Here is a 19,994-nt window from a genome sequence, read left to right as displayed (position 1 = left end):
CTAAAAGTCAGGAGGCAAGTTTATGATCGGTGTTATTGTCAACGCAGTGTCCTCATCCCTGGCGGCAGTTATTGGGGTCGGATTAAAAAATCGGATATCTGAGCGATTTACGACTCCCGTTCTGTGGGTCATCGCCCTGGGACTGGCTGCCATGGGGATTCAGGGGGCTGTACAAAGTCAGAATATGCTCCTCGTCTTAGCCAGTATGATTATCGGTACGGTCCTCGGGACGGCCATCAGGATTGAAGACCGGATGAATCAATTCGGAGAATTCCTTAAAAAGCATTTGAGCCGCGGCGACGATTCTAAATTCGTCAAAGGTTTTGTGACCTTGTCCATGATGGAGACCATCGGTGCCATGGCTATTATCGGACCCATTCAGGCAGCCCTGGGGAGCAACGACTTACTGTATTTTAAAAGCGCCATTGATGCCGTATCGTCTTTTATTTTCGGCGCCTTATACGGGCTTGGCGTCGTTCCTGTGGGCATCGTCCTCTTCGTTTATGAAACGGTATTCTACATCTTGGCGACCTTCTTACTGCCCTTGATGACACCGGATGTCGTCCGCGAACTCAATGCCGTCGGCTGCCTTATGATTTTGGCCATTGCCCTCAATATGCTTCAACTGACGAAATTTAAGGTCGCCGATTTTTTGCCGGCCTTATTCATACCCATCATATACTACAGCTTTTTGATATAATCCTTTGTGGGCAGAGATCTGGAATCAGGTTTCTGCCTTTTTATCGAATGGAGGGAATATTTTATGAATTTGCAGGACATCATTGAAAAACTTCGTCAAGACGAACGAAACAAAGACTATACAGAACGGGGGATTGACCCCATTTTTCAGATTCACGAGGAAGCCAAGATTTTGATTATCGGCCAAGCTCCGGGGCGTAAGGTCGAAGAATCGGGCATTCCTTTTCATGACAAGTCCGGTGAAACCCTGATGGACTGGATGGGGATCGACGCTTCTGTTTTCTACTCAACCGCCATTTCCATCATGCCCATGGACTTCTACTACCCCGGCAAGGCGAAAACAGGTGATAAACCGCCGCGCAAATTCATTGCCGCTGAATATCACCCTGAGATTTTGAACCTCATGCCCGACCTTTCCCTGACCTTACTGATTGGGAAATACGCCATGGATTACTATTTAAAAGGCCGGAAGGGACGCAATCTGACCGAAACGGTAAGAAACTTCGAAGCCTATTTGCCCGATTATTTCCCCATCGTCCATCCCAGCCCGCTGAATTTCCGCTGGCAGGCGGCCAATCCCTGGTTTAAGGCCGACGTCGTGCCTGTTTTACAGCAAAAAGTGGCGGATATTTTGGCATAAATAATTATTTACCCCAAGTTAAACGTTATAATAAACGGGATTACATTTTGTAAAACTTAACTTAATGATAAAACATGGAAATATACTTAACAATCTATTGACGACTGATGCCGATGGCTGTATAATTACAACAACAAATACAGAACAGTGTTGAATGGAAGAAGTAATGTCGGGAACGCCATGACAGAGACCTGCTGAAAGCTGAGAGGCAGGATGGAATACGGACATGAAAAATCATCCAGGAGCTGCTGCCCGAACGCAGAGATGCCAGTAGACGCAGCCGGCAGGCAACCGTTATCCAGCCAGGCATTGGAAGGGGAACTCCGGAGATGCTGGAAAAGTGGTCGTTATGACAATAAGAGTGGTACCGCAGAGTGAAGGCTTTGTCTCTTTTTTAGAGGCAAAGCCTTTTTTTGCTCCATCAAAACCGTTTGCGTATTTGTATATTACTTATTTTCTGAAAGGATGTGCATGATGATGATGAATTTCATCGGAAGATTAAGCGGTTTTGTGGGAAAGAATTTAACTTATATCGTTCTCTTGGTTGTTGTGGGAGCATACTTTATGCCCGGTGCCTTTTTATGGGCTGTGCCCCATACGGTCCTCCTCTTGGGAATCATCATGTTTGGTATGGGTATGACCCTCCATGCCAGTGATTTCAAGTTGATTCTCCAGCGTCCGAAGGAAGTACTCATCGGCTGTACGGCTCATTATACAATCATGCCCCTCTTGGCCTACGGGTTGGTCCTGGCCTTTGAAATGCCGCCTGAAATTGCTGTCGGCATGATTCTCCTCGGTTCCTGCCCGAGCGGCACGGCGTCGAATGTCATGGGCTTTTTAGCGAAGGCCGATGTGCCTCTCTCCGTTTCTATTACGACCTGCTCGACCCTTTTGGCACCGCTCATGATGCCCTTTATCGTCTGGGGTCTCGCTGGTCAGTGGGTTGAAGTCTCCTTTACCGCCATGGCCATGACGGTCATGAAAGTTATCTTGGTTCCCTTAGTCCTCGGTCTTTTGGCTCATCGGATGATGGGGGAAAAACACGTGGCTTCTCTTTCGAAAATCTTGGTTCTTGTTTCCGCTTTTGGTGTTTTGGTTATCCTCGGCGGCGTCATTGCTGTCAATGGTGCTAAGATCTTGGAAATGGGACTCTTTGTTATCGTCATGGTTCTCCTTCACAATCTCGGCGGTTTCCTTCTCGGGTATTTCGTCACGGGAAAATTGGGATTCGGGAAAAAACAGCAGCACTCGGTTACCCTTGAAGTCGGGATGCAGAATGACGCCCTGGCCATTTCCTTAGTATCGGTATTCTTTGCACCGGCCGTCGCCATTCCGGCCGCCGTCGGCGCCCTTGTTCATCAGGTAACCGGATCCATTCTGGCAGGCCTCTTTGCTCGTCACATGGATGCCAGAGAAAAGAAACATAATGCGGCCCTCCAAGCAAAGGCCGTTGCCGTACCGGGCAATCATTAAGCTGCCATTGTCAGTGTTCTTTATTCCGTATATAATGGACTCATAATGAATATCTGCTCGTTTCTTACAGCGAATAGTCAGCAGGGCTTCGCTGTCGGACTGTTTTTGAAAAGGAGATGTTACGTTATGGGTGGTCGGTATGAAGTAAGATTTAGATATAAAACGACGAGTAAAACGTCTCGAGGCAGTGTAAGCTCGACGATGGTAAACGCTTCGAGTGCCTCTGATGCACGTAATCAGGTCATTGCCTCACACAGCAGTGGAAACGGAATTACGGTGATATCCGTTGTGAAAAAGCGGTAATCGAATAAAGGTTGATAGAATCTAAACTTGAGAGGCTCCTCTTTAACGTTGAGACCGGAATAAAATCGGTGCGGCTTAAGAGGAGCCTTTTGGCATAGATTATGTGTCTCTGACGAGGGCGTCGGTATGATTCTCCTCGGCCCTTGTCCGAGTGGTACGGCGTCAAAGCGTAAATATTATAAAAATATTTTTACATCTGAAATATATAAGATTTATGTATAAGGAAAACGTAACTTAAAATAATTAGATAAAAAGATGAATAATCTATTGACTATTAAATTAGACGGATGTATAATTATCACCAACAAATACAGAACAGTGTTGAATGGAAGTAGTAATGTTTGGGATTTCATGACAGAGACCTGCTGCAGGCTGAGAGGCAGGATGAAATCCCGGCATGAAGTCATCCAGGAGCTGCTGCCCGAACGCAGATTTGCCAGTAGACGCAGCCGGCAGGCAACCGTTATCCGGCCAGGCATTGGAAGGGGAACTCCGGAGATGCCGGAAAAGTGGTCGTTATGACAATAAGAGTGGTACCGCAGAGTGAAGGCTTTGTCTCTTTTTTAGAGGCAAAGCCTTTTTTTGCTCCATCAAAACCGTTTGCGTATTTGTATATTACTTATTTTCTGAAAGGATGTGCATGATGATGATGAATTTCATCGGAAGATTAAGCGGTTTTGTGGGAAAGAATTTAACTTATATCGTTCTCTTGGTTGTTGTGGGAGCATACTTTATGCCCGGTGCCTTTTTATGGGCTGTGCCCCATACGGTCCTCCTCTTGGGAATCATCATGTTTGGTATGGGTATGACCCTCCATGCCAGTGATTTCAAGTTGATTCTCCAGCGTCCGAAGGAAGTACTCATCGGCTGTACGGCTCATTATACAATCATGCCCCTCTTGGCCTACGGGTTGGTCCTGGCCTTTGAAATGCCGCCTGAAATTGCTGTCGGCATGATTCTCCTCGGTTCCTGCCCGAGCGGCACGGCGTCGAATGTCATGGGCTTTTTGGCGAAAGCCGACGTTCCCCTGTCCGTTTCCATTACGACTTGCTCGACACTCTTGGCTCCCATTATGATGCCTTTTATCGTCTGGGGCCTGGCCGGTCAGTGGGTTGAAGTCTCCTTTGCAGCCATGGCCATGACGGTCATGAAAGTCATCTTGGTTCCCCTTGTCTTAGGGCTTTTTGCTCATCGACTCATGGGAGAAACGCATATCGCCTCTTTGTCGAAGGTATTGGTCCTCGTTTCGGCTTTTGGCGTTTTGGTCATCGTCGGCGGCGTTATCGCCATCAACGGGGCTAAGATTTTGGATATGGGCATCTTCATCATCCTTATGGTCCTCCTCCATAATCTCGGCGGCTTCCTTCTGGGCTATTTCGTCACCGGAAAATTGGGTCTCGGGAAGAAGCAGCAGCACTCGGTTACCCTTGAAGTCGGGATGCAGAACGATGCCCTGGCTATTTCGTTGGTATCGGTATTCTTTGCACCGGCCGTCGCCATTCCGGCTGCTGTCGGAGCTGCCATCCATCAGGTAACGGGATCCATTTTGGCAGGGCTCTTTGCCCGTCATATGGAAGTCCGGGAACAGAAACAACGTGCGGCCATCAAAGCTCAAGCGGTTATGGATACCGTACCGGGAAATCATTAGTTGTCTGTCGTAATTACTCATTAGTTCATATATAATGGACTTATGGTTAATATCTGCTGTTTTCTTATTTCAACTAGTCGGCAAGGCTTAGCCGTCAGATGTATTTTTAGAAAAGGAGATGTTACATTATGAGTGATAGTTATGAAGTGAAATTCAGGTACAAAAACACGAATTCCAACTCGCGCAGCAGTGTAAGTTCAACGAGGGTAAAAGCTTCGAACAGCTCTGATGCCCGTAATCAGGTTATTTCTTCACGCAGCAGCGGGAAAGGAATCGACGTTATTTCGGTTGAGAAAAAGCGTTAATACAAGATTCATAAAGGTCTATAGACATTAAAACTTGACATACGCCCCTTTTAGGCAGGCACTAGACGCATTCGATTTTGTGCTGCCGAAAGGGGCGTGTTTTTGTATTATTGTATTAATGCTTTTCTGAATTTTGGGAATCTCATGAGAAATAGGACCGGTATCATGTCATCGTCTTATGGACAGGGAATGGCTGATTACGATGCAGGAAGCATTCCTTGGACCAGATATATTCGTGAATACGGCGAAGCGGAGGGAGTTTACCCCGATGAAAAAGTACAGGTTTATAGGTTGATAGAATAAAACAACTGCCACCGGAAACCGGTGGCAGTTACGATAACTATATTATTTTTTTTAGCAGCCCTTGATGAGCAGACACTTTTACTGTATGAATTCGACTTAAATGGCTTGAGGAAAGGCGTTGGTCAGGATGGTTGCTCCGCCGTCCGTCGTCTGGGTTTGCAGGCCCGGAATGGTATTTCCCGTCGTTTCGATGTCCGTTGGGATTCGTTTATACGGGAGCTTCTTTAAGATTCGGGTCATGGCCGGATAGAGGACGTCGTCGGGGTTGTTTAGGATTGACGTCGATTCGATGTCGTAGCCGCTGTCGGAATAGCTGTTCATCCGACCGGTGCGCTTGTCGTAGGCGTAGACCGTCAGGCGGTAGCGGTATTCGGTGTACATCTCGTCGCCGTCGCGGAAGCGATAGCTTCCCATGAACTGGCGCCAGTACCAGGTCTGTACGACAGGGACCAGGACGACATCGGCCTTGTACTGGGAGGCCAAGATGCGCAGATTATCTTCGGTCACGTCTTCCGGCGCGAGGAGGGCTGACGATTCGATGCGGTCCCAATAGGGGATGCGGAACGGTTCTTTAAGGGTCCGTTTCATGTAACGGGCAGGGTAATTGTTTTGCGTCGTATTGGCGATGACGACGGTACGCATATTGTCGAAGCGAACGCTGTCGGCATTGGCAACCGTAAGGGTCAGCAGGAAGAACAGGAGAAGGAAAAATATTTTTTTCATAGAGGCACCTCCCGTCATATTAGAAATTGCCGTTATCGTTTAAGAGGGGACGCGTATCGTCTGCCCGGGGAATGTATTGTTCCAGTGCAGCCAGCATCTTGTCTTTGTCCATGGGCAGGGTGCCGCCGACGGGGAAGAGGTTCGATACGTGATTGCTGCGGAAGATGCAGGGGTTGGTCATTTCCGTATGGCGCAGGATCATGTCCAATTCTTTGAGGAATCCTCGGGCCGTAAGGGGCGTGAATTTACCGCTGACGACGTCATCGTAGAGGGGGACTTCATGGGGAATGATGAGGGACAGGGCACTGAGCATGGTCGGGTTGATGGCCGAGACGACTTTGGCCGTATGGAGGGCATGCTCTTTTGTCCGTTCCTGACCGCCGAGGCCGAGGAGGATCATCGTCGACAGCTTCATGCCGGCGGCTAACGCTTTTTTGCCGGCTTCGATGGTAAGGTCTGCCGTCGTTCCCTTGTCGACGTAGGTCAGGACGTCGTCGTCACCACTTTCGATACCCATGTATACGATGGCCAGGCCGGCTTCGCGGAGGCGATTCAATTCTTCCGGCGTCTTGCGGATTAAGTCGGCCGGTGTTGCATAGGCGCCGATGCGGGTGAGCTTGGGGAACTTTTCGTAGCATTTTTTCATGATTGTGATTAAGGTATCGGTTGGCAGTACCATCGCATCGCCGTCAGCCAGGAAGATGCGCCGAATAAAGGGCAGGGCCTCAGCGCCGCGTTCGATGATCCCTTCGATTTCTTCGAGGGGACGGATGCGGAATTTCGAGGCTTTATACATATTGCAGAAACGACAGGTATTATGGGAACAGCCGATGGTTACGCGCAGGATAAAGCTGCGGGCTTCACTGGGCGGACGAAAAACGAGGCCGCCGGCGTCGTCAATGATCATATAAATCACACCTTTCAATGGGTAGTATATAGATTATTAAGATACAGTATATTATACACGAAAAATACGTATTACGAAATAGATTCAGAAGGAGTTTTTTTCTGAAGAATGATGATGAATACCGTGGCGATGATGCAGGCGTAGCCGACAAGTTCAATGGGATGGAAGGTCGTTCCCAGGACGATGGCTGAGGTCACCGAGGCGATGACCGGTTCCAAGGTTCCTATTAAGGTAGCTTTCATGGGGCCGATTTCACTGATGCCGGTGACGAAGGCCGTAAAGGAAATGGCCGTTCCGACGATGACAATGAAGGCTACGGCAAACCATCCCATAGCGTCGAGGACCGGCCAGTTGGTCCAAACCTGTGTCGACAGGCCTAAGACGATACTGCCGGTAATCATGCCCAGGCCGTTGGTGATGAGAGCTCCCCAGTGAGCGGCCAGACCTTGGGATAGGACGGGATAGGCAACGCCGGCGACGGCGCCTATGAGGCCCCAGGTCAGGCCCAGGGGTGAGAGGACCATCGTCGACGGGTTGCCGTGGGTTGCTGACAAGTAGACGCCGCCAAAGGCCAGGAAGACGGAGATGATTTCCCTCGTCGTCGGCTTCTTACGGAAGCGGAGGGCTAAGTAGAAGGACATGAAGACGACGCACAGTGTCTGCAGGACCGTCGCTGTGCCGGCATTTGAATTTTTTATGGCGGATAAATAGGCAAATTGGCTTAGGGTGAGGCCGAAAATCGCAAAAATGACCAAATGCCGCAGACTGATCGGGTCATGCAGCATCTGTCGAATTAAATGGCTTTTTTTCGGTATGACCATGAGCGTGAGGAGCAGGCCTGCCAGGGCCATGCGAATCGATGCCACCCATGAGGGTTCTACGGGATAATTGGAGAGCAAAAACTGACTGGCGACGCCGTTAACGCCCCACGTCACCGCTCCGATGACACAAGCTATGATACCATGCTGCGTTTTGGTCATGCTAAGACCTCCTTTGCCGTGTTATTATTCTTTAAGTATACACGAGAGCTAATAGAGGGGCAAGGGGAGTCCGTTTCCTGCGAGTGCGCATATAGGGCATAGAAAAAAGAGCTGCTGGGGCAGCTCTTTTTCCTTATTTCTTGCCGTTTTTGCCGTGTTTCTTTTCAAAGGCAATCATATGGGCTTCTTCGTCGGAATGGCCGTCGGCCTTGGCCTTTTCGATGAGGGAAACCATTTCTTCATAGGCTTCGGGAATGACCTTGGTCAAGTGATTTACCGTATCGTCCCAGTTTTCTAAGAGGATATGGCCTAAGTTGCTGTCCGTGAAGCGGACGTGGTTTTCCAGCATCGTTTTGACCGCGGCTTTTTCTGCTTCATCCGTCAGAGGTTCCAGTTTTACTAAGTCGGTATTGCACTTTTGCGGGTCTAAGTCATAGATGTAGGCGACGCCGCCGGACATGCCGGCGGCAAAGTTATGTCCCGTCTGACCGAGGATGAGGACCCGGCCGCCGGTCATATATTCACAGCCGTGGTTGCCGACGCCTTCGACGACGGCGTCGATGCCGCTGTTGCGGACGCAGAACCGTTCGCCTGCCGTGCCGTTGATGTAGGCTTCACCGGCGGTCGCTCCATAAAAGGCGACGTTGCCGATGATGATATTGTCTTCTGCCGGGAAAATCGATTCCCGCGGCGGCGATACGATAATCTTGCCGCCGGACAGGCCCTTGCCCAGGTAGTCGTTGGCATCCCCCTCAAGGGTCAGGGTCAGGCCGTGGGGAATGAAGGCCCCGAAGCTCTGGCCGGCAGAGCCGACGAAGGATAGGATGATCGTATCTTCCGGCAGACCTTTTTCCCCGTAGGCTTTGGTGATTTCACTGCCGAGGATGGTCCCCGTGACGCGGTCCGTATTCTTAATGCGCAGGCGGGCGCGGATATGCTTCTGCTGTTCCAGGGCCGGCCGGCACATGCGGACCAGTTTGGACATGTCGAGGGTCGTATTGATCTTATGGTCTTGAGGCGTCGTGAAGTGATGGCCTACGGAGGCATCCGTATACGGCCGGTACAAGAGATTCTTTAAATTGACCGTCCGGGCTTTCCAATGGCTTATATGATTCCGCTGTTTTAAGCAGTCGTAGCGGCCAATCATTTCTTCTACGGTATGGAAGCCCAGGCGAGCCATGATTTCCCGCAGGTCTTCGGCGACGAAATGCATGAAGTTGATGATGTATTCCGGTTTGCCTTTGAAGCGTTTTCGCAGTTTTTCGTCCTGTGTGCAGACGCCGTACGGGCAGGTGTTGAGGTGGCAGACGCGGAGCATGTGGCAGCCGATAGCCAGCAGCGGTGCCGTGCCGAAGCCGAACCGTTCGGCACCGAATAAGGCAGCGATGGCGACGTCACGGCCGGTGAGGAGCTTGCCGTCTACTTCTAAGGTGACCCGGTCGCGGAGGCTGTTGAGGAGAAGGGTCTGCTGGACTTCGGCCAGGCCGATTTCCCAGGGCAGGCCGGCATGGCGCAGGCTCGTCCGCGGCGAGGCCCCGGTACCGCCGTCGTAGCCGCTGACGACGATGGAATCGGCCTTAGCCTTGACGACACCGGCAGCGATAGTGCCGATGCCGGCGCCGGACGTCAGTTTTACGCCGATGGATGCCTGGCGGTTGGCATTCTTTAAATCGAAGATGAGTTCCGCTAAGTCTTCAATGGAATAGATATCGTGGTGGGGCGGCGGTGAAATGAGGGCGACGCCGGTCGTGGCGTGACGGGTTTTGGCGATGTCGGGATAGACTTTATTGCCCGGCAGATGGCCGCCTTCTCCCGGTTTTGCCCCTTGGGAGCATTTGATCTGCAGTTCGTCGGCGTGGATGAGGTAGTCGCTGGTGACACCGAAACGGGCCGATGCGACCTGCTTGATGCCGTCGTTCTTTTCCGTATGGAAGCGGGCTGCATCTTCGCCGCCTTCGCCGGTATTGCTCATGCTGCCCAGACGGTTCATGGCCGTTGCGATGCATTCGTGGGCTTCTTTGCTGAGGGCGCCGTAACTCATGGCGCCGGTGCGGAAGCGCTTGACGATGGAATCGGCCGATTCGACTTCTTCAATAGGAATGCTGCAGCCGGCAGGATATTCAAATTCCAGGAGGTCACGCAGGCGGAAAATGGTTTCTCTGTTGACGTGAGCGGCGTACTTTTTATACGCTGCATAGTCATTGGTCTGGACGGCTTTCTGCAGCAGCTGTACCGTTTCCGGATCGATGATATGGGGCTGGCCGCCCTTATGGTATTGGTAGAAATCGCCGCGGTCCAAGGCGTCTCCCGAGTGGTAGGCTTCTTTATGGCGCAAGGCGTTTTCGGCTGCGATTTCGGCAATTCCCAGGCCTTCGATGGGAGACGGAGTGTTGCAGAAATACTTGTCGATGAGGTCACGGCTGATGCCGACGGCTTCGAAAATCTGGGCGCCGTGGTAGCTGTGGATGGTCGAAATCCCCATTTTGGACATGACGGCTAAGATGCCTTTTACGGCAGCGTCGATATAATTCTGCCGGGCTTGTTCATAATCGAGATGGGGCAATTTTTTACCGGCTATCAGTTCTTTAATCGATTCTAAGGCGATATAAGGATTGATGGCCGTAATGCCGTAGCCGATGAGGGTGCAGAAGTGATGGACTTCTCTCGGTTCTCCCGATTCCAGGACCAGACCGACGTCGGAACGAACAGCCTTGTCGATGAGGTAGTGGTGCAGGGCTGCCGAGGCCAAGAGTGCCGGAATAGCGGCCATGCGGGAATTAATGCCTCGGTCCGATAAGACCAGAATGTTGGCTCCGTTCTTGATGGCCTTTAAGGCGTCGATACAGAGGGATTCGATGGCGGTTTCCATCCCTTCGGCGCCGTTGTTTACGGGATAGAGCATGGATAAGGTTGCCGTGTGGAGCTTGGGCGTCATGAGCGATTTGATGACTGCCATCTGTTCATTGGTCAGGATGGGCGTCTTTAAGTACAACGCTGCCGTCGAGGCTTCATTGGGATCCATGATATTGGCTACGTTGCCGACCATGATTGAAGAAGACATGACCGTCTTTTCGCGGACGCCGTCGATAGCCGGATTGGTGACTTGGGCAAAATTTTCTTTGAAGTAATCGTATAAGAGCTGCGGTCTGTCATTGAGGACGGCCAGGGGGACGTCGACGCCCATGGAATCGATGGCGTGGCGGCCGTCACGGGCCATGGGCAGGACGACCTTGTCCATGTCTTCCTGGGTATAGCCGAAGACCTTTTCCTGTTCCTTTAAGTCATAGGGGATGATGGCTTCGCTGTGAGGCAAGGGTTGGCTGGCCATGAGGTCGTCGAGGCTGGTGATGTGTTCTTTATACCATTCGGCATAAGGATGTTCGGATGCGATTTCGTGCTTTATTTCATCGTCGCCGATGATGCGCTGTTTCTTCGTGTCGACGAGGAGCATCTTCCCCGGTTCGAGGCGGCCTTTGTAGAGAATGTCTTCCGGCGGGACGGTGACGACGCCGACTTCGGAACTGACGATGACCCGGTCGTCGCGGGTGACGTAATAGCGGCCCGGCCGCAGGCCGTTCCGGTCGAGCATGCCGCCGATGACCGTGCCGTCGCAGAAGCCGATGGCCGCCGGTCCGTCCCAAGGTTCGAGCATGAAGTTGTGGTAGCGGTAGAAGTCGCGTTTTTCGGGACTCATCAAAGGATCCCGTTCCCAAGGTTCCGGAATCATCATCATCATGGCGTGAGGCAGAGAATGGCCGGTCATGTAGAGGTATTCCAAGCAGTTGTCGAACATGGAAGAATCACTGCCCGTGTCGTCGACGACGGGGAAGACTTTTTCCATATCCGGGAAGAAGGTAGATTTTGACTTGCCTTCCCGGGCATTGAGCCAGTTGATGTTGCCCTGAATGGTATTGATTTCCCCGTTGTGAACGATGTAGCGGTTCGGATGGGCCCGAGCCCAGCTGGGGAAGGTATTGGTGCTGAAGCGGGAGTGGATGAGGGCCATGGAGGTGATGAAGTCCAGGTCCGATAAATCGAGGAAGAAGTGGCGCAGCTGGACTGACGTCAGCATGCCCTTATAGACGATGGTCTTTGACGACAGGCTGGCGATATAAAAATCAGTTCCCTGGTCTCGGCTTTTGGGAACGATGGCTTTTTCGGCTAATTTTCGGATGACGTACAGTTTCCGTTCGAAATCCATTTGGGTCTTCATGGCCGGGTCTTTGCGGATAAAGACCTGCAGAAAATGGGGGCACGTTTTTTTTGCGATATTGCCGATCAGGCTTTCGTCGACAGGAACGTCGCGCCAGCCGAGGATGGAAAGGCCTTCGGCACGGACGATGTCTTCAAAGGCATTCATTTGTTCCTTACGAAATGTTTTATAACGATGTGCAAAAATCATGCCCACGCCATAGTCGCCCTCGTCGGGCAGCGAAAAGCCGAGGACGTCGCATTCACGGCAGAAGAATTGGTGCGGAATCTGGACTAAGATGCCGGCGCCGTCACCGCTGTTGGCATCGGCCCCTTCGGCGCCGCGATGGCGGAGGTTTTCTAAAATCGTAAGGGCGTCGTCGATAATGCTGTATGATTTTATCCCTTTTATATTGGCCACGATGCCGATGCCGCAGGCATCGTGTTCGTATGACGGATCATACAGGCCTTGCGGTGCCGGCAGATCGCGCATTTTTTTATTCATAGAAAGTCCCCCTTTGCGTATATAAAAACGAGCCGTCACTGTATGAGAGAGGGCTCGTGGATACTGTGGTGCACTTATGATTATAGACCATTTATAGGGGCGATGCAATGACTTTTTTGAATAAATGAACAAAAATACTGATAATTTTAATGTAAAAATCGAATTTATCGTTATTTTTAAAGGATATCAAAGAGAAAAACGTGAAAACTGTTCTCTGAAGAGGGAGGCTCCGCCGTTGGCCGGATGGCGCATGGTCTGAGCGGGAATTCCGGCGGCTTCCAAAGTTTCTGCCGACTTTCGGCCAATGGCAGCGACGCGGATGTCCGGACGGCAGAGATTAAGCAGGGTTTTGGCATAAGAAAGGCCTGCTGCCAGTTCGCTGTCGCTCGGCGTGCGGTTGGAGAAGGGCGATTTTTTATGGGGATGGAAAGGGAAGATATTCCACAGCAGGACGTCTTGGGGATCGAGACCGTTGTCGACGACCGCTCCCCAGACATAGGTGTCAGTCGGTTCATTCATGCCCTTTTCCTGCTGGGGACGACTGGTCATGAAGGGGCAGTCAGGACGGCTCGTCCGTTCTCCCCGGCGGCCGAGAATGATGGATGAGGAAATCTGTTTATGCTCATCGAGGAGCATCCGTTCGCAGGTGATGGGGATTCCCGTAAAGCGGCAGCCTTGGTAGCCTGCTGCCTCAGCGATGAGGACGATACGGGCGCGGTTCAGACGGGGGTTCAGGTAGTCCTCGAGCTGACGGCAGCGGATGGCCGGAGCTTCGGGGCCTATATCGCACTGTGCGTCGTAGTCTGCCCAGGGATTGAAGACATCCGGTTCATGGTAATCGCAAAGTGTCTGAATAAGATTTTTCATGATACTCCTTTTCGGCTATGGCGCCGTCGTAAAGATATAGTACGAGCCGATTTGAGCGGTTTCGCGGGTCAGGGGGAAGAAATTCGATGCCAGGTAGTCCTGATAGCGGCTCTTGGGAACGACCAGGGTCAGGGGCTGACGGCTTTCCAAGCGGTTGAGGACCGATCCTTCTTCTTCGGTCGGATAGAGATGTTTTTTAGACCAGACGGCGTCTCGCTTTAGCTTGGTGTTTTCGTCGTATACTTCCGGTGCTGTCCAAATAGCTGTTTTTCCGGTGTAATAGGGGTAGGAGGTCCGATAGTCTTCAAAGAAGTAGACTTGGCCAGTTGCTTCCATGGCAAGCAGGCTTTGGGCGGAACGATACTGATAAAAAGGCGTCAATACCTGGATGGTCACCATGAGATAGGTGACGACCGTCGTCGCCGTAATGAGGATCGGCAGGGCGATATAGGCCTTTTGCCACCAGGCAAGGAGGGTCAGGATGATCATGACGGCGATGAATACGGTCAGCATCATGAGTCCGTCGACGGCAAAGGGCGCCTTGTCGGTAAAGAAGTTCAAGGAAGCAAAGAGCAGGCTGTACAAGATGGCCGGAATGAGGGCGATGAGCCAAGGCCGGTGGCTGTCATTGTCATTCCAAGACTGGATTTCTAAGGCACCGAAATAGAGTAAGGGCCAATTGGCAATATAGGTATAGGTCGGATACTTGGTGGCCATGAGGCTGTAGAATAAAACCGTTCCAATGGCCCACACGGCCATGAAGACATAGACATCATCGTGACGGCGGCGTTTCCATAAGCCGTACAGCGAGGGACCGGTCCATGGCAGAAGACTGGCCGGGACGAGGACCAGATAGTAGTACCAGACGTTGTCTTGCGGGTGCTCTGATACGGTGGCTCTTACGACGTTGTTAAAACCGAGGAGACCGTCGATGAAAGCCTGGCCGTGGATGCTGTACATGGGGCCGTACCAACTGAAGACGAGGAGTAGGAAGAGAATGATGCCGACCGGAGGGAAGAGCCTTTTGGCGTAGTCCCTATTCTTTTGGATGAGGGCAAAGACAAGTAAAAACAGGCCGGGCAGGACGATGCCGACAGGCCCTTTGGTGAGAACCGCTCCGGCAGCCATGACGTAGGCTGCGATGATGTAACTTTTTTTTGCTTCTGTCAGGCCGATATAAGCAAAGAATAAAGTTGCGCCGCTAAAGAAAAATAAAGGCTGATCGGTGATGACTGACCGGCTGATGAGCCAGACGGCCAGGGACGTCGCCGTCATGGCCGAAAAGAGAAGGGCCGTTGCCGTTCGTCCGGTCTGACGCAGGGCGAACCAGGCGGCTAGGGTGCACGACGCAGCCCCGAAGAGGACCGTCGGCAGGCGGGAGGCAAAGTCCGCAGCACCGAAAATGCTGTAGGACAGGCTCAGGAGCCAATAGAGAAAGATCGGTTTATCGTACCAATAGATACCGTAAATCTGAGGTGAAATCCAGTCGCCGCTATGAACCATTTCAAGGGCCGTCAAGGCGTAATTGGACTCGACAGGGTCGGTAACGGCCAAGGCCGAAATGCCGGCTGCCAGAAACAGAAAAGTTGCTGCAAAGATGAGAGTAAGCAGGGATGACTGTTTCATACGTACCTCCTATGGGTGATTGATGAGGATGACTTGTGACGGCGTTTCGCCGGCAATGCCGAAGCGGTCGATTAAAGGCTTCGAATGGGCCAGCTTATGGAAGGTCGCCTTGGACATGATGAGGAAAATCTTATCGTCCTGCGTTAGCAGGGTTTCCAGTTCCGGGTTTTTTACGGGATCCCATTCTTCGCCGTACATTCCGCTGTAGTAGGTAATGCCCGGGCGGAGAAATTTTTCGACGTACAGTCGGGAATGGCCGTCGTAGACATCGGGCAGGATTTGGGCCGTATCATAGGAGGTGATATGGCTCTTAAGTCCCGGGATGACGGCGCCGAAAAGAGCCCAGGAAAAGAGTACCATCGTGACGGCGGCTGCGATAAAGGCCGCCTGATAGCGGCGGTGCCATAAAAAGTAGGTCGGCAGGAAGAGGGCGGCAGCAAGACCACCCGATACCCAGGCGATAGTCGGGCGGAAGAACTCTGCACCGGCGCTCAGGGGGATGGCATTACAGGCTAAGAGCAGGATTCCCAGCAGATACGAGGCGGCCAGGAGCGAGCGGGGAAAAGACCGCTCGATGTAACCGCGGTACCAGTACCAGCCGATGAGATACGCCGTCGGCGGAAACATGGGGGCGATATAGGTGACGAGCTGTGTCTTCGAAAGGGAGAAAAAGATGAAGATGAACCCGGCCCATATGAGACAGAAGTGGAGCGGATCGCGGAAAGGATCGCGCTTTTTGAACAGCCGCCGCATGGCCGGGGCGAGATAGATCGTCCAAGGCATCATAGCGGCCAATAAGACGGGAATGAAGAAGAAGAGGCTGTTCTGGCCCGGGTGTTCCGGAGCGGCAAAGCGAGTGAAGTTGTGATAGCCGATGAAGGTGTCCAGGAAGACTTCACCGTGGACTTTATACATGAGGACGTACCAGGGAAGGCCGACGGCAAAGGCCAAGAGAATCCCCTGGGGAATCTTCATTTCTTTTAGCAGCGGCCATTGGCGGGTGCAGGCGATATAGATCAGCATGATGAAGGCCGGAAAGGCATAACCGATCGGGCCCTTGACCAACAAGGACAGGCCGCAGAAGATATAGGCCGTATAGTATTTTTTCCGGTAGAAGGACATCAGGGCGACCGTCAAGGTCAGGACGAGGGTCATGTCGGTGACGGCGGCCTTGCCGATGTACATGAAGCCGAAGCTTGATACCAGCAGCAGGGAAGATAAGGCGGCGATGGGTTTGTTGAATACGTCGCGGCCGGCAGCATAGACGTACATCGTCGTCGCCATAGCGGCCAGGGCGCTGGGCAGGCGGGAGGCAAAGTTCGTGACGCCAAAGATGCTGTAGGAAATCATTTCCAGCCAGTAAAAGAAAGGCGGTTTATCATACCAATAGCTGCCAAAAATTCGGGGCGACAGCCAGTCGCCGGCGGCCAGCATTTCTCGGGCCGTTTCGCCGTATACCGGTTCGTCCGGATCGGTAAGGGGGACAGCACCTAAAAATGGCAGCAAGATAATTGCTGCCACCAAGGCGACGGTAAGGCCGTAGCGATTTTCATATAGCCATTGTTTCATGCTGCATTTCTCCGACGGCGCTTATGCCAGATATAGACGGCGGCTGCGATGACACAGACGACGGCAATGACGATGAGGAAGATGTGGTTGTATTGGATGAGGTCTCGCCAATGACTTCCCAAAATCGAACCAGCCCATACGAGAAGCAGCGTCCAGGGGATGGTACCGATGATCGTGAAAATTGTGAATTTCCAGAAGGGATAGCGGGCGACACCGGCCGGGAACGAGATGAAGGTACGGACGCCGGGCAGGCAGCGGCAGATGAGAACGGCAGCTCCGCCGTACTTGTTGAACATGTTTTCTGCCATCTGAAATTTGTGCTCGTTAAAGAAGATGTACTTGCCGTACTTTAACAGAAGGGGACGGCCGCCGTAAGAACCGAGCCAGTAACTGAGGACGGATCCGACGAGACCGGCCAGACAGGCGACGATGAAGGTCGTCCAGAAGGTGAATATTTGCTGAGAAATAAGAAAACCGGCAAAGCCCAGTACGACTTCACTGGGAATGGGAATATTAGCATTTTCTAAGACCATAGCGATAAAAAGCGCGATATAGCCGTACGATTCCATGAGTTGTAATAGTGTATCCAATGAGGCACTCTCCTTAGGGTGACTAAAAAAATAAACTTACGATATATCATAGCATAGATGACCTGCACGGGCTAGTCGCTATACGAATTACCCCTTGCTTTTAAAGCATGATAGGTGGAGCAATGCATATCGGCAAAGGAGATAACTGTAAACGACAAGAATCAGCACGGTCAAAAGCGTCTTCAGCCAGGAAGCGGCTGCCAGGGGATGGAGAAACCAGGCCGTATGGAGGATAATCGGTTCACTGATGAAGAACAAGGCGTAGCCAAGGCGGTGAAGGCTGTGCGACCATGGGCGGTGGCTGCTGCCATACTGATGAAAGAAAGCCGTCAGTCCCAATATGGCCGTCACAGGAAGGGCCGCTGCTAAGAGGGCGGACAGCCAGGGAGGGGACGGAATCGTACCGCTCATCGTCAGGCTGCCTGCCATGAGGACGACGATAAAGGCGATGAAACTTCCCTTCCCGGGCATGTAGCCCTTAGCCGTAAACCATTGACTGCGAAAGGCTTGAAGTCCCAAGATGAAGGAAAACAAGGACAGAATCAACCAATCGGGGCGGATGACAGCGAGGTAAGGAATCATCAGCGATTGAGGCAGGAAGCGCTGACTGCCGTATAAGGCCGCTGCCAATAATATGAAAAACAAGGCGAGAAAAGGAAGGGACGGCGGAGCGAGTTTTCGATGCTGTAAAAATCCGTGAGCCAATTTCTTTACCAGGCTCAGCAAGGCTAGTAAGATGAGCATCCAGGCCAGGGCCCACGATAGGGCGGGCAGGGTGCCGGTCACTATTTTTTCTTCAATGCCAAAGAGCGCCAAGACGATCATCGGCAGGCCCAGTCGGTGCCAACGATCTTTCAGGAAAAAGGAAATCGTCCGTATCCGCAGTTTGGATGCGCCGAAATAGGCACTGATAAAAAATATGACGGCAATGGCAATGGCCGTGCTCTGTTCATAAAAGACCGTTCCCAGCGGCAGTAATAAGGCGGCCAGGGTCAATATGATCGATAAGCTTCGCAGGTTATCGAAATAAATGAATCGATTCATGGTTCATGACCTTCTTTCTTAAGGGCAGTGAAAAACGAAGCGCTTGTTCCGACTGCTTTTATATACTATATTGATATTATAACGTTTTCTTAACGGATGTAAAAAATATTCTGAAAATAATGGCTCTTATCAATTTGGAATGGCCCTGACGAGACGGTATCGAATATGGTACACTGTGGATAGAACCGAGTCTTGCTTTTTATGATTTCATCATAAATTTTTTCGCCGGGTTCTCGGCAGCGTCCCATTGATTTTCTTAACAGCCATCCGAACAGAGAAATCTTTCTGTTTCCTGAAACTGTCAGAGAGGAGATGATTCGATGACGAACGAAGAAAAAGAACGGAAAATTGACGAAGGTTTAATGATGTTATTGGTATTCGTAAAGAACTATTTTGACAGGGAAGAAGCCGGTGCCGGTGAACATGAGACGGTCATCTTGAAAGGATTGGTCCGCAAGCAGATGCGAAAATTGGTAGACCTCTTAGAAGGAAAGCAGGATAATATCATCCAGTTCCCTGAGTTGATAAAAAGGAAGCGATAACGCAAGAGACGCACCGGAACCTGAAACCGATCACCATTCGGGGCGGCTCATAACATGGAACCTTTTTGGGGCCGCGAATCCGTAAAAGTAGATGAGTAAATGGGAATTTTTACAGCCTAATCATACCACATACGATGCTTTTTACGGATAAAAATGTTTTGAAAGAAGTGAAGTATTTATGATTTCTACGGAAGACAGCATTATTCGATTGATAATATCTCTTGTCCTCGGTGCCATTATCGGCTATGAACGGCAGTCCCAAAGCAAGTCGGCCGGACTTCGGACTCATACGCTGGTCTGCGTCGGCTCCTGTCTTTGCATGATTATATCGATTAATATTGCCATGGAATACTATTTTGACTTTGGATACCGAAATGCCGATCCCGGTCGAATTGCTGCCCAGGTCGTATCGGGCGTCGGTTTTATCGGAGCCGGGACAATTCTTGCCAATCAGAAGGACCGCAGTGTCCGCGGGCTTACGACAGCGGCCGGCATCTGGGCTGTATCGGCCATCGGCCTCGTCGTCGGTGCGGGCTATCTCGTCGTGGCTATTGTTGCGACGGTGCTTATCTTTTTGGTCCTGACCGTCTTCGTCCGCTTAGATGCCCGTCTGGACGGCCAGCTCAGGGAAAAATACGTCATGCATGTGGTCATGAAGAACAATATCGGCCAAGCCCGGAAATTGTCGAATTTTATCCGCGACCATCAGCTGCACATCAAGACCTTCCGCAACCGCAGTGATGATGAGGAGCCATTTGCAGAAATAGACCTGGAACTGATGGCGGCATCCCACTTGGATGCGGCGGAAGTCGTCAGCGACCTCTTAGCTGTCAAAGGGATAAAAGAAGGGACTTTTTATGCCGATGACGGCCAGAAAAAAGAAATTTCCCGGCCTTGAAAATACTGTATACAATATACCTCTTATGTATACAGTATTTTGCGCCCTTTCCTATGTAAAAATGACGGCTCCGGTGCTATAATGCAGAACATCGGAACCTTTGGCGTGACTGAAGGGGTAATGGATAGATAGAGAGGGGACTTTAATATGACGATAATGGCAGCAGCAAGCAGAGAAGGAA

At 51.4% G+C, this 19,994-nt stretch carries 15 protein-coding genes and 2 other annotated features; of the genes, 6 read left to right on the top strand and 9 right to left on the bottom strand.

The genetic code is table 11. From position 1 onward, the window contains the following. Positions 1-22 precede the first annotated feature (22 nt). The 4 genes from QZQ46_RS00660 to QZQ46_RS00645 all read left to right on the top strand — a co-directional run bounded on the left by QZQ46_RS00660 (position 23) and on the right by QZQ46_RS00645 (position 4,763). Positions 23-700 (top strand): DUF554 domain-containing protein, encoded by a 678-nt coding sequence (locus QZQ46_RS00660; RefSeq protein WP_296826038.1) that lies wholly within the window; start codon positions 23-25, stop codon positions 698-700. Positions 701-763: 63 nt separating this feature from the next. Beyond that, a complete protein-coding gene (locus QZQ46_RS00655) occupies positions 764-1,339 on the top strand; it encodes a uracil-DNA glycosylase family protein (protein ID WP_296826037.1) in 576 nt (191 codons plus the stop codon). Between the two features lie 141 nt (positions 1,340-1,480). Next, positions 1,481-1,733: a binding site (T-box leader), on the top strand. A gap of 170 nt (positions 1,734-1,903) precedes the next feature. After that, positions 1,904-2,812 (top strand): bile acid:sodium symporter family protein, encoded by a 909-nt coding sequence (locus QZQ46_RS00650; RefSeq protein WP_296826036.1) that lies wholly within the window; start codon positions 1,904-1,906, stop codon positions 2,810-2,812. 615 nt (positions 2,813-3,427) lie between these two features. Continuing rightward, positions 3,428-3,678 (top strand) — a binding site (T-box leader). Positions 3,679-3,848: 170 nt separating this feature from the next. Further along, entirely contained in the window at positions 3,849-4,763 is a 915-nt protein-coding gene (locus tag QZQ46_RS00645; protein ID WP_296826035.1) for a bile acid:sodium symporter family protein, read from the top strand. 704 nt (positions 4,764-5,467) lie between these two features. On the opposite strand, the gene QZQ46_RS00640 is transcribed toward QZQ46_RS00645, so the two are convergent. From QZQ46_RS00640 to QZQ46_RS00600, 9 genes are all read right to left on the bottom strand, one after another. Beyond that, positions 5,468-6,094 carry a hypothetical protein gene (locus QZQ46_RS00640; RefSeq protein WP_296826034.1) on the bottom strand — a complete coding sequence of 209 codons (627 nt, stop codon included), beginning with the start codon at positions 6,092-6,094 and terminating at the stop codon, positions 5,468-5,470. Positions 6,095-6,113: 19 nt separating this feature from the next. Continuing rightward, positions 6,114-7,001 (bottom strand): radical SAM protein, encoded by an 888-nt coding sequence (locus tag QZQ46_RS00635; RefSeq protein ID WP_296826033.1) that lies wholly within the window; start codon positions 6,999-7,001, stop codon positions 6,114-6,116. A 71-nt stretch (positions 7,002-7,072) separates the two neighbouring features. Next, positions 7,073-7,981, bottom strand: a complete 909-nt coding sequence (locus QZQ46_RS00630) for a DMT family transporter (protein WP_296826032.1) — start codon at positions 7,979-7,981, stop codon at positions 7,073-7,075. Positions 7,982-8,114: 133 nt separating this feature from the next. Continuing rightward, the gene (gltB, locus tag QZQ46_RS00625) at positions 8,115-12,677 is read right to left on the bottom strand and encodes a glutamate synthase large subunit (protein WP_296826031.1); all 4,563 of its coding nucleotides are present in this window, start codon (positions 12,675-12,677) and stop codon (positions 8,115-8,117) included. A 186-nt stretch (positions 12,678-12,863) separates the two neighbouring features. After that, positions 12,864-13,544, bottom strand: a complete 681-nt coding sequence (locus tag QZQ46_RS00620; RefSeq protein ID WP_296826030.1) for a uracil-DNA glycosylase — start codon at positions 13,542-13,544, stop codon at positions 12,864-12,866. Positions 13,545-13,559: 15 nt separating this feature from the next. Beyond that, on the bottom strand, positions 13,560-15,170 hold the full coding sequence (locus QZQ46_RS00615) for a glycosyltransferase family 39 protein (protein ID WP_296826029.1): 1,611 nt from the start codon (positions 15,168-15,170) through the stop codon (positions 13,560-13,562). A gap of 9 nt (positions 15,171-15,179) precedes the next feature. Further along, entirely contained in the window at positions 15,180-16,739 is a 1,560-nt protein-coding gene (locus tag QZQ46_RS00610; RefSeq protein WP_296826028.1) for a glycosyltransferase family 39 protein, read from the bottom strand. Next, positions 16,736-17,329, bottom strand: coding sequence for a DedA family protein (locus QZQ46_RS00605; RefSeq protein WP_296826027.1), 594 nt, complete (start codon positions 17,327-17,329; stop codon positions 16,736-16,738). The genes QZQ46_RS00610 and QZQ46_RS00605 overlap by 4 nt, the downstream gene beginning before the upstream one ends. Before the next feature lie 87 nt (positions 17,330-17,416). Then, positions 17,417-18,373 carry a hypothetical protein gene (locus tag QZQ46_RS00600; protein WP_296826026.1) on the bottom strand — a complete coding sequence of 319 codons (957 nt, stop codon included), beginning with the start codon at positions 18,371-18,373 and terminating at the stop codon, positions 17,417-17,419. A 320-nt stretch (positions 18,374-18,693) separates the two neighbouring features. Between QZQ46_RS00600 and QZQ46_RS00595 the strand changes: the two genes are divergently transcribed. Continuing rightward, a complete protein-coding gene (locus QZQ46_RS00595; RefSeq protein ID WP_296826025.1) occupies positions 18,694-18,915 on the top strand; it encodes a hypothetical protein in 222 nt (73 codons plus the stop codon). 178 nt (positions 18,916-19,093) lie between these two features. Beyond that, positions 19,094-19,813 carry an MgtC/SapB family protein gene (locus QZQ46_RS00590; protein ID WP_296826024.1) on the top strand — a complete coding sequence of 240 codons (720 nt, stop codon included), beginning with the start codon at positions 19,094-19,096 and terminating at the stop codon, positions 19,811-19,813. Positions 19,814-19,994 lie beyond the last annotated feature (181 nt).

Origin of the sequence: uncultured Megasphaera sp. (assembly GCF_900539295.1) — a bacterium.
In the GTDB taxonomy this organism is placed as follows: domain Bacteria; phylum Bacillota; class Negativicutes; order Veillonellales; family Megasphaeraceae; genus Megasphaera.
This window is presented reverse-complemented; position numbering and strand designations above follow the sequence as displayed.

Bases quoted from the DNA above. Each gene is read 5' to 3' on its own strand.
- QZQ46_RS00660 (WP_296826038.1), top strand. From the start codon at position 23: ATGATCGGTGTTATTGTCAACGCAGTGTCCTCATCCCTGGCGGCAGTT.
- QZQ46_RS00655 (WP_296826037.1), top strand. From the start codon at position 764: ATGAATTTGCAGGACATCATTGAAAAACTTCGTCAAGACGAACGAAAC.
- QZQ46_RS00650 (WP_296826036.1), top strand. From the start codon at position 1,904: ATGCCCGGTGCCTTTTTATGGGCTGTGCCCCATACGGTCCTCCTCTTG.
- QZQ46_RS00645 (WP_296826035.1), top strand. From the start codon at position 3,849: ATGCCCGGTGCCTTTTTATGGGCTGTGCCCCATACGGTCCTCCTCTTG.
- QZQ46_RS00640 (WP_296826034.1), bottom strand. From the start codon at position 6,094: ATGAAAAAAATATTTTTCCTTCTCCTGTTCTTCCTGCTGACCCTTACG.
- QZQ46_RS00635 (WP_296826033.1), bottom strand. From the start codon at position 7,001: ATGATCATTGACGACGCCGGCGGCCTCGTTTTTCGTCCGCCCAGTGAA.
- QZQ46_RS00630 (WP_296826032.1), bottom strand. From the start codon at position 7,981: ATGACCAAAACGCAGCATGGTATCATAGCTTGTGTCATCGGAGCGGTG.
- gltB (WP_296826031.1), bottom strand. From the start codon at position 12,677: ATGAATAAAAAAATGCGCGATCTGCCGGCACCGCAAGGCCTGTATGAT.
- QZQ46_RS00620 (WP_296826030.1), bottom strand. From the start codon at position 13,544: ATGAAAAATCTTATTCAGACACTTTGCGATTACCATGAACCGGATGTC.
- QZQ46_RS00615 (WP_296826029.1), bottom strand. From the start codon at position 15,170: ATGAAACAGTCATCCCTGCTTACTCTCATCTTTGCAGCAACTTTTCTG.
- QZQ46_RS00610 (WP_296826028.1), bottom strand. From the start codon at position 16,739: ATGAAACAATGGCTATATGAAAATCGCTACGGCCTTACCGTCGCCTTG.
- QZQ46_RS00600 (WP_296826026.1), bottom strand. From the start codon at position 18,373: ATGAATCGATTCATTTATTTCGATAACCTGCGAAGCTTATCGATCATA.
- QZQ46_RS00595 (WP_296826025.1), top strand. From the start codon at position 18,694: ATGACGAACGAAGAAAAAGAACGGAAAATTGACGAAGGTTTAATGATG.
- QZQ46_RS00590 (WP_296826024.1), top strand. From the start codon at position 19,094: ATGATTTCTACGGAAGACAGCATTATTCGATTGATAATATCTCTTGTC.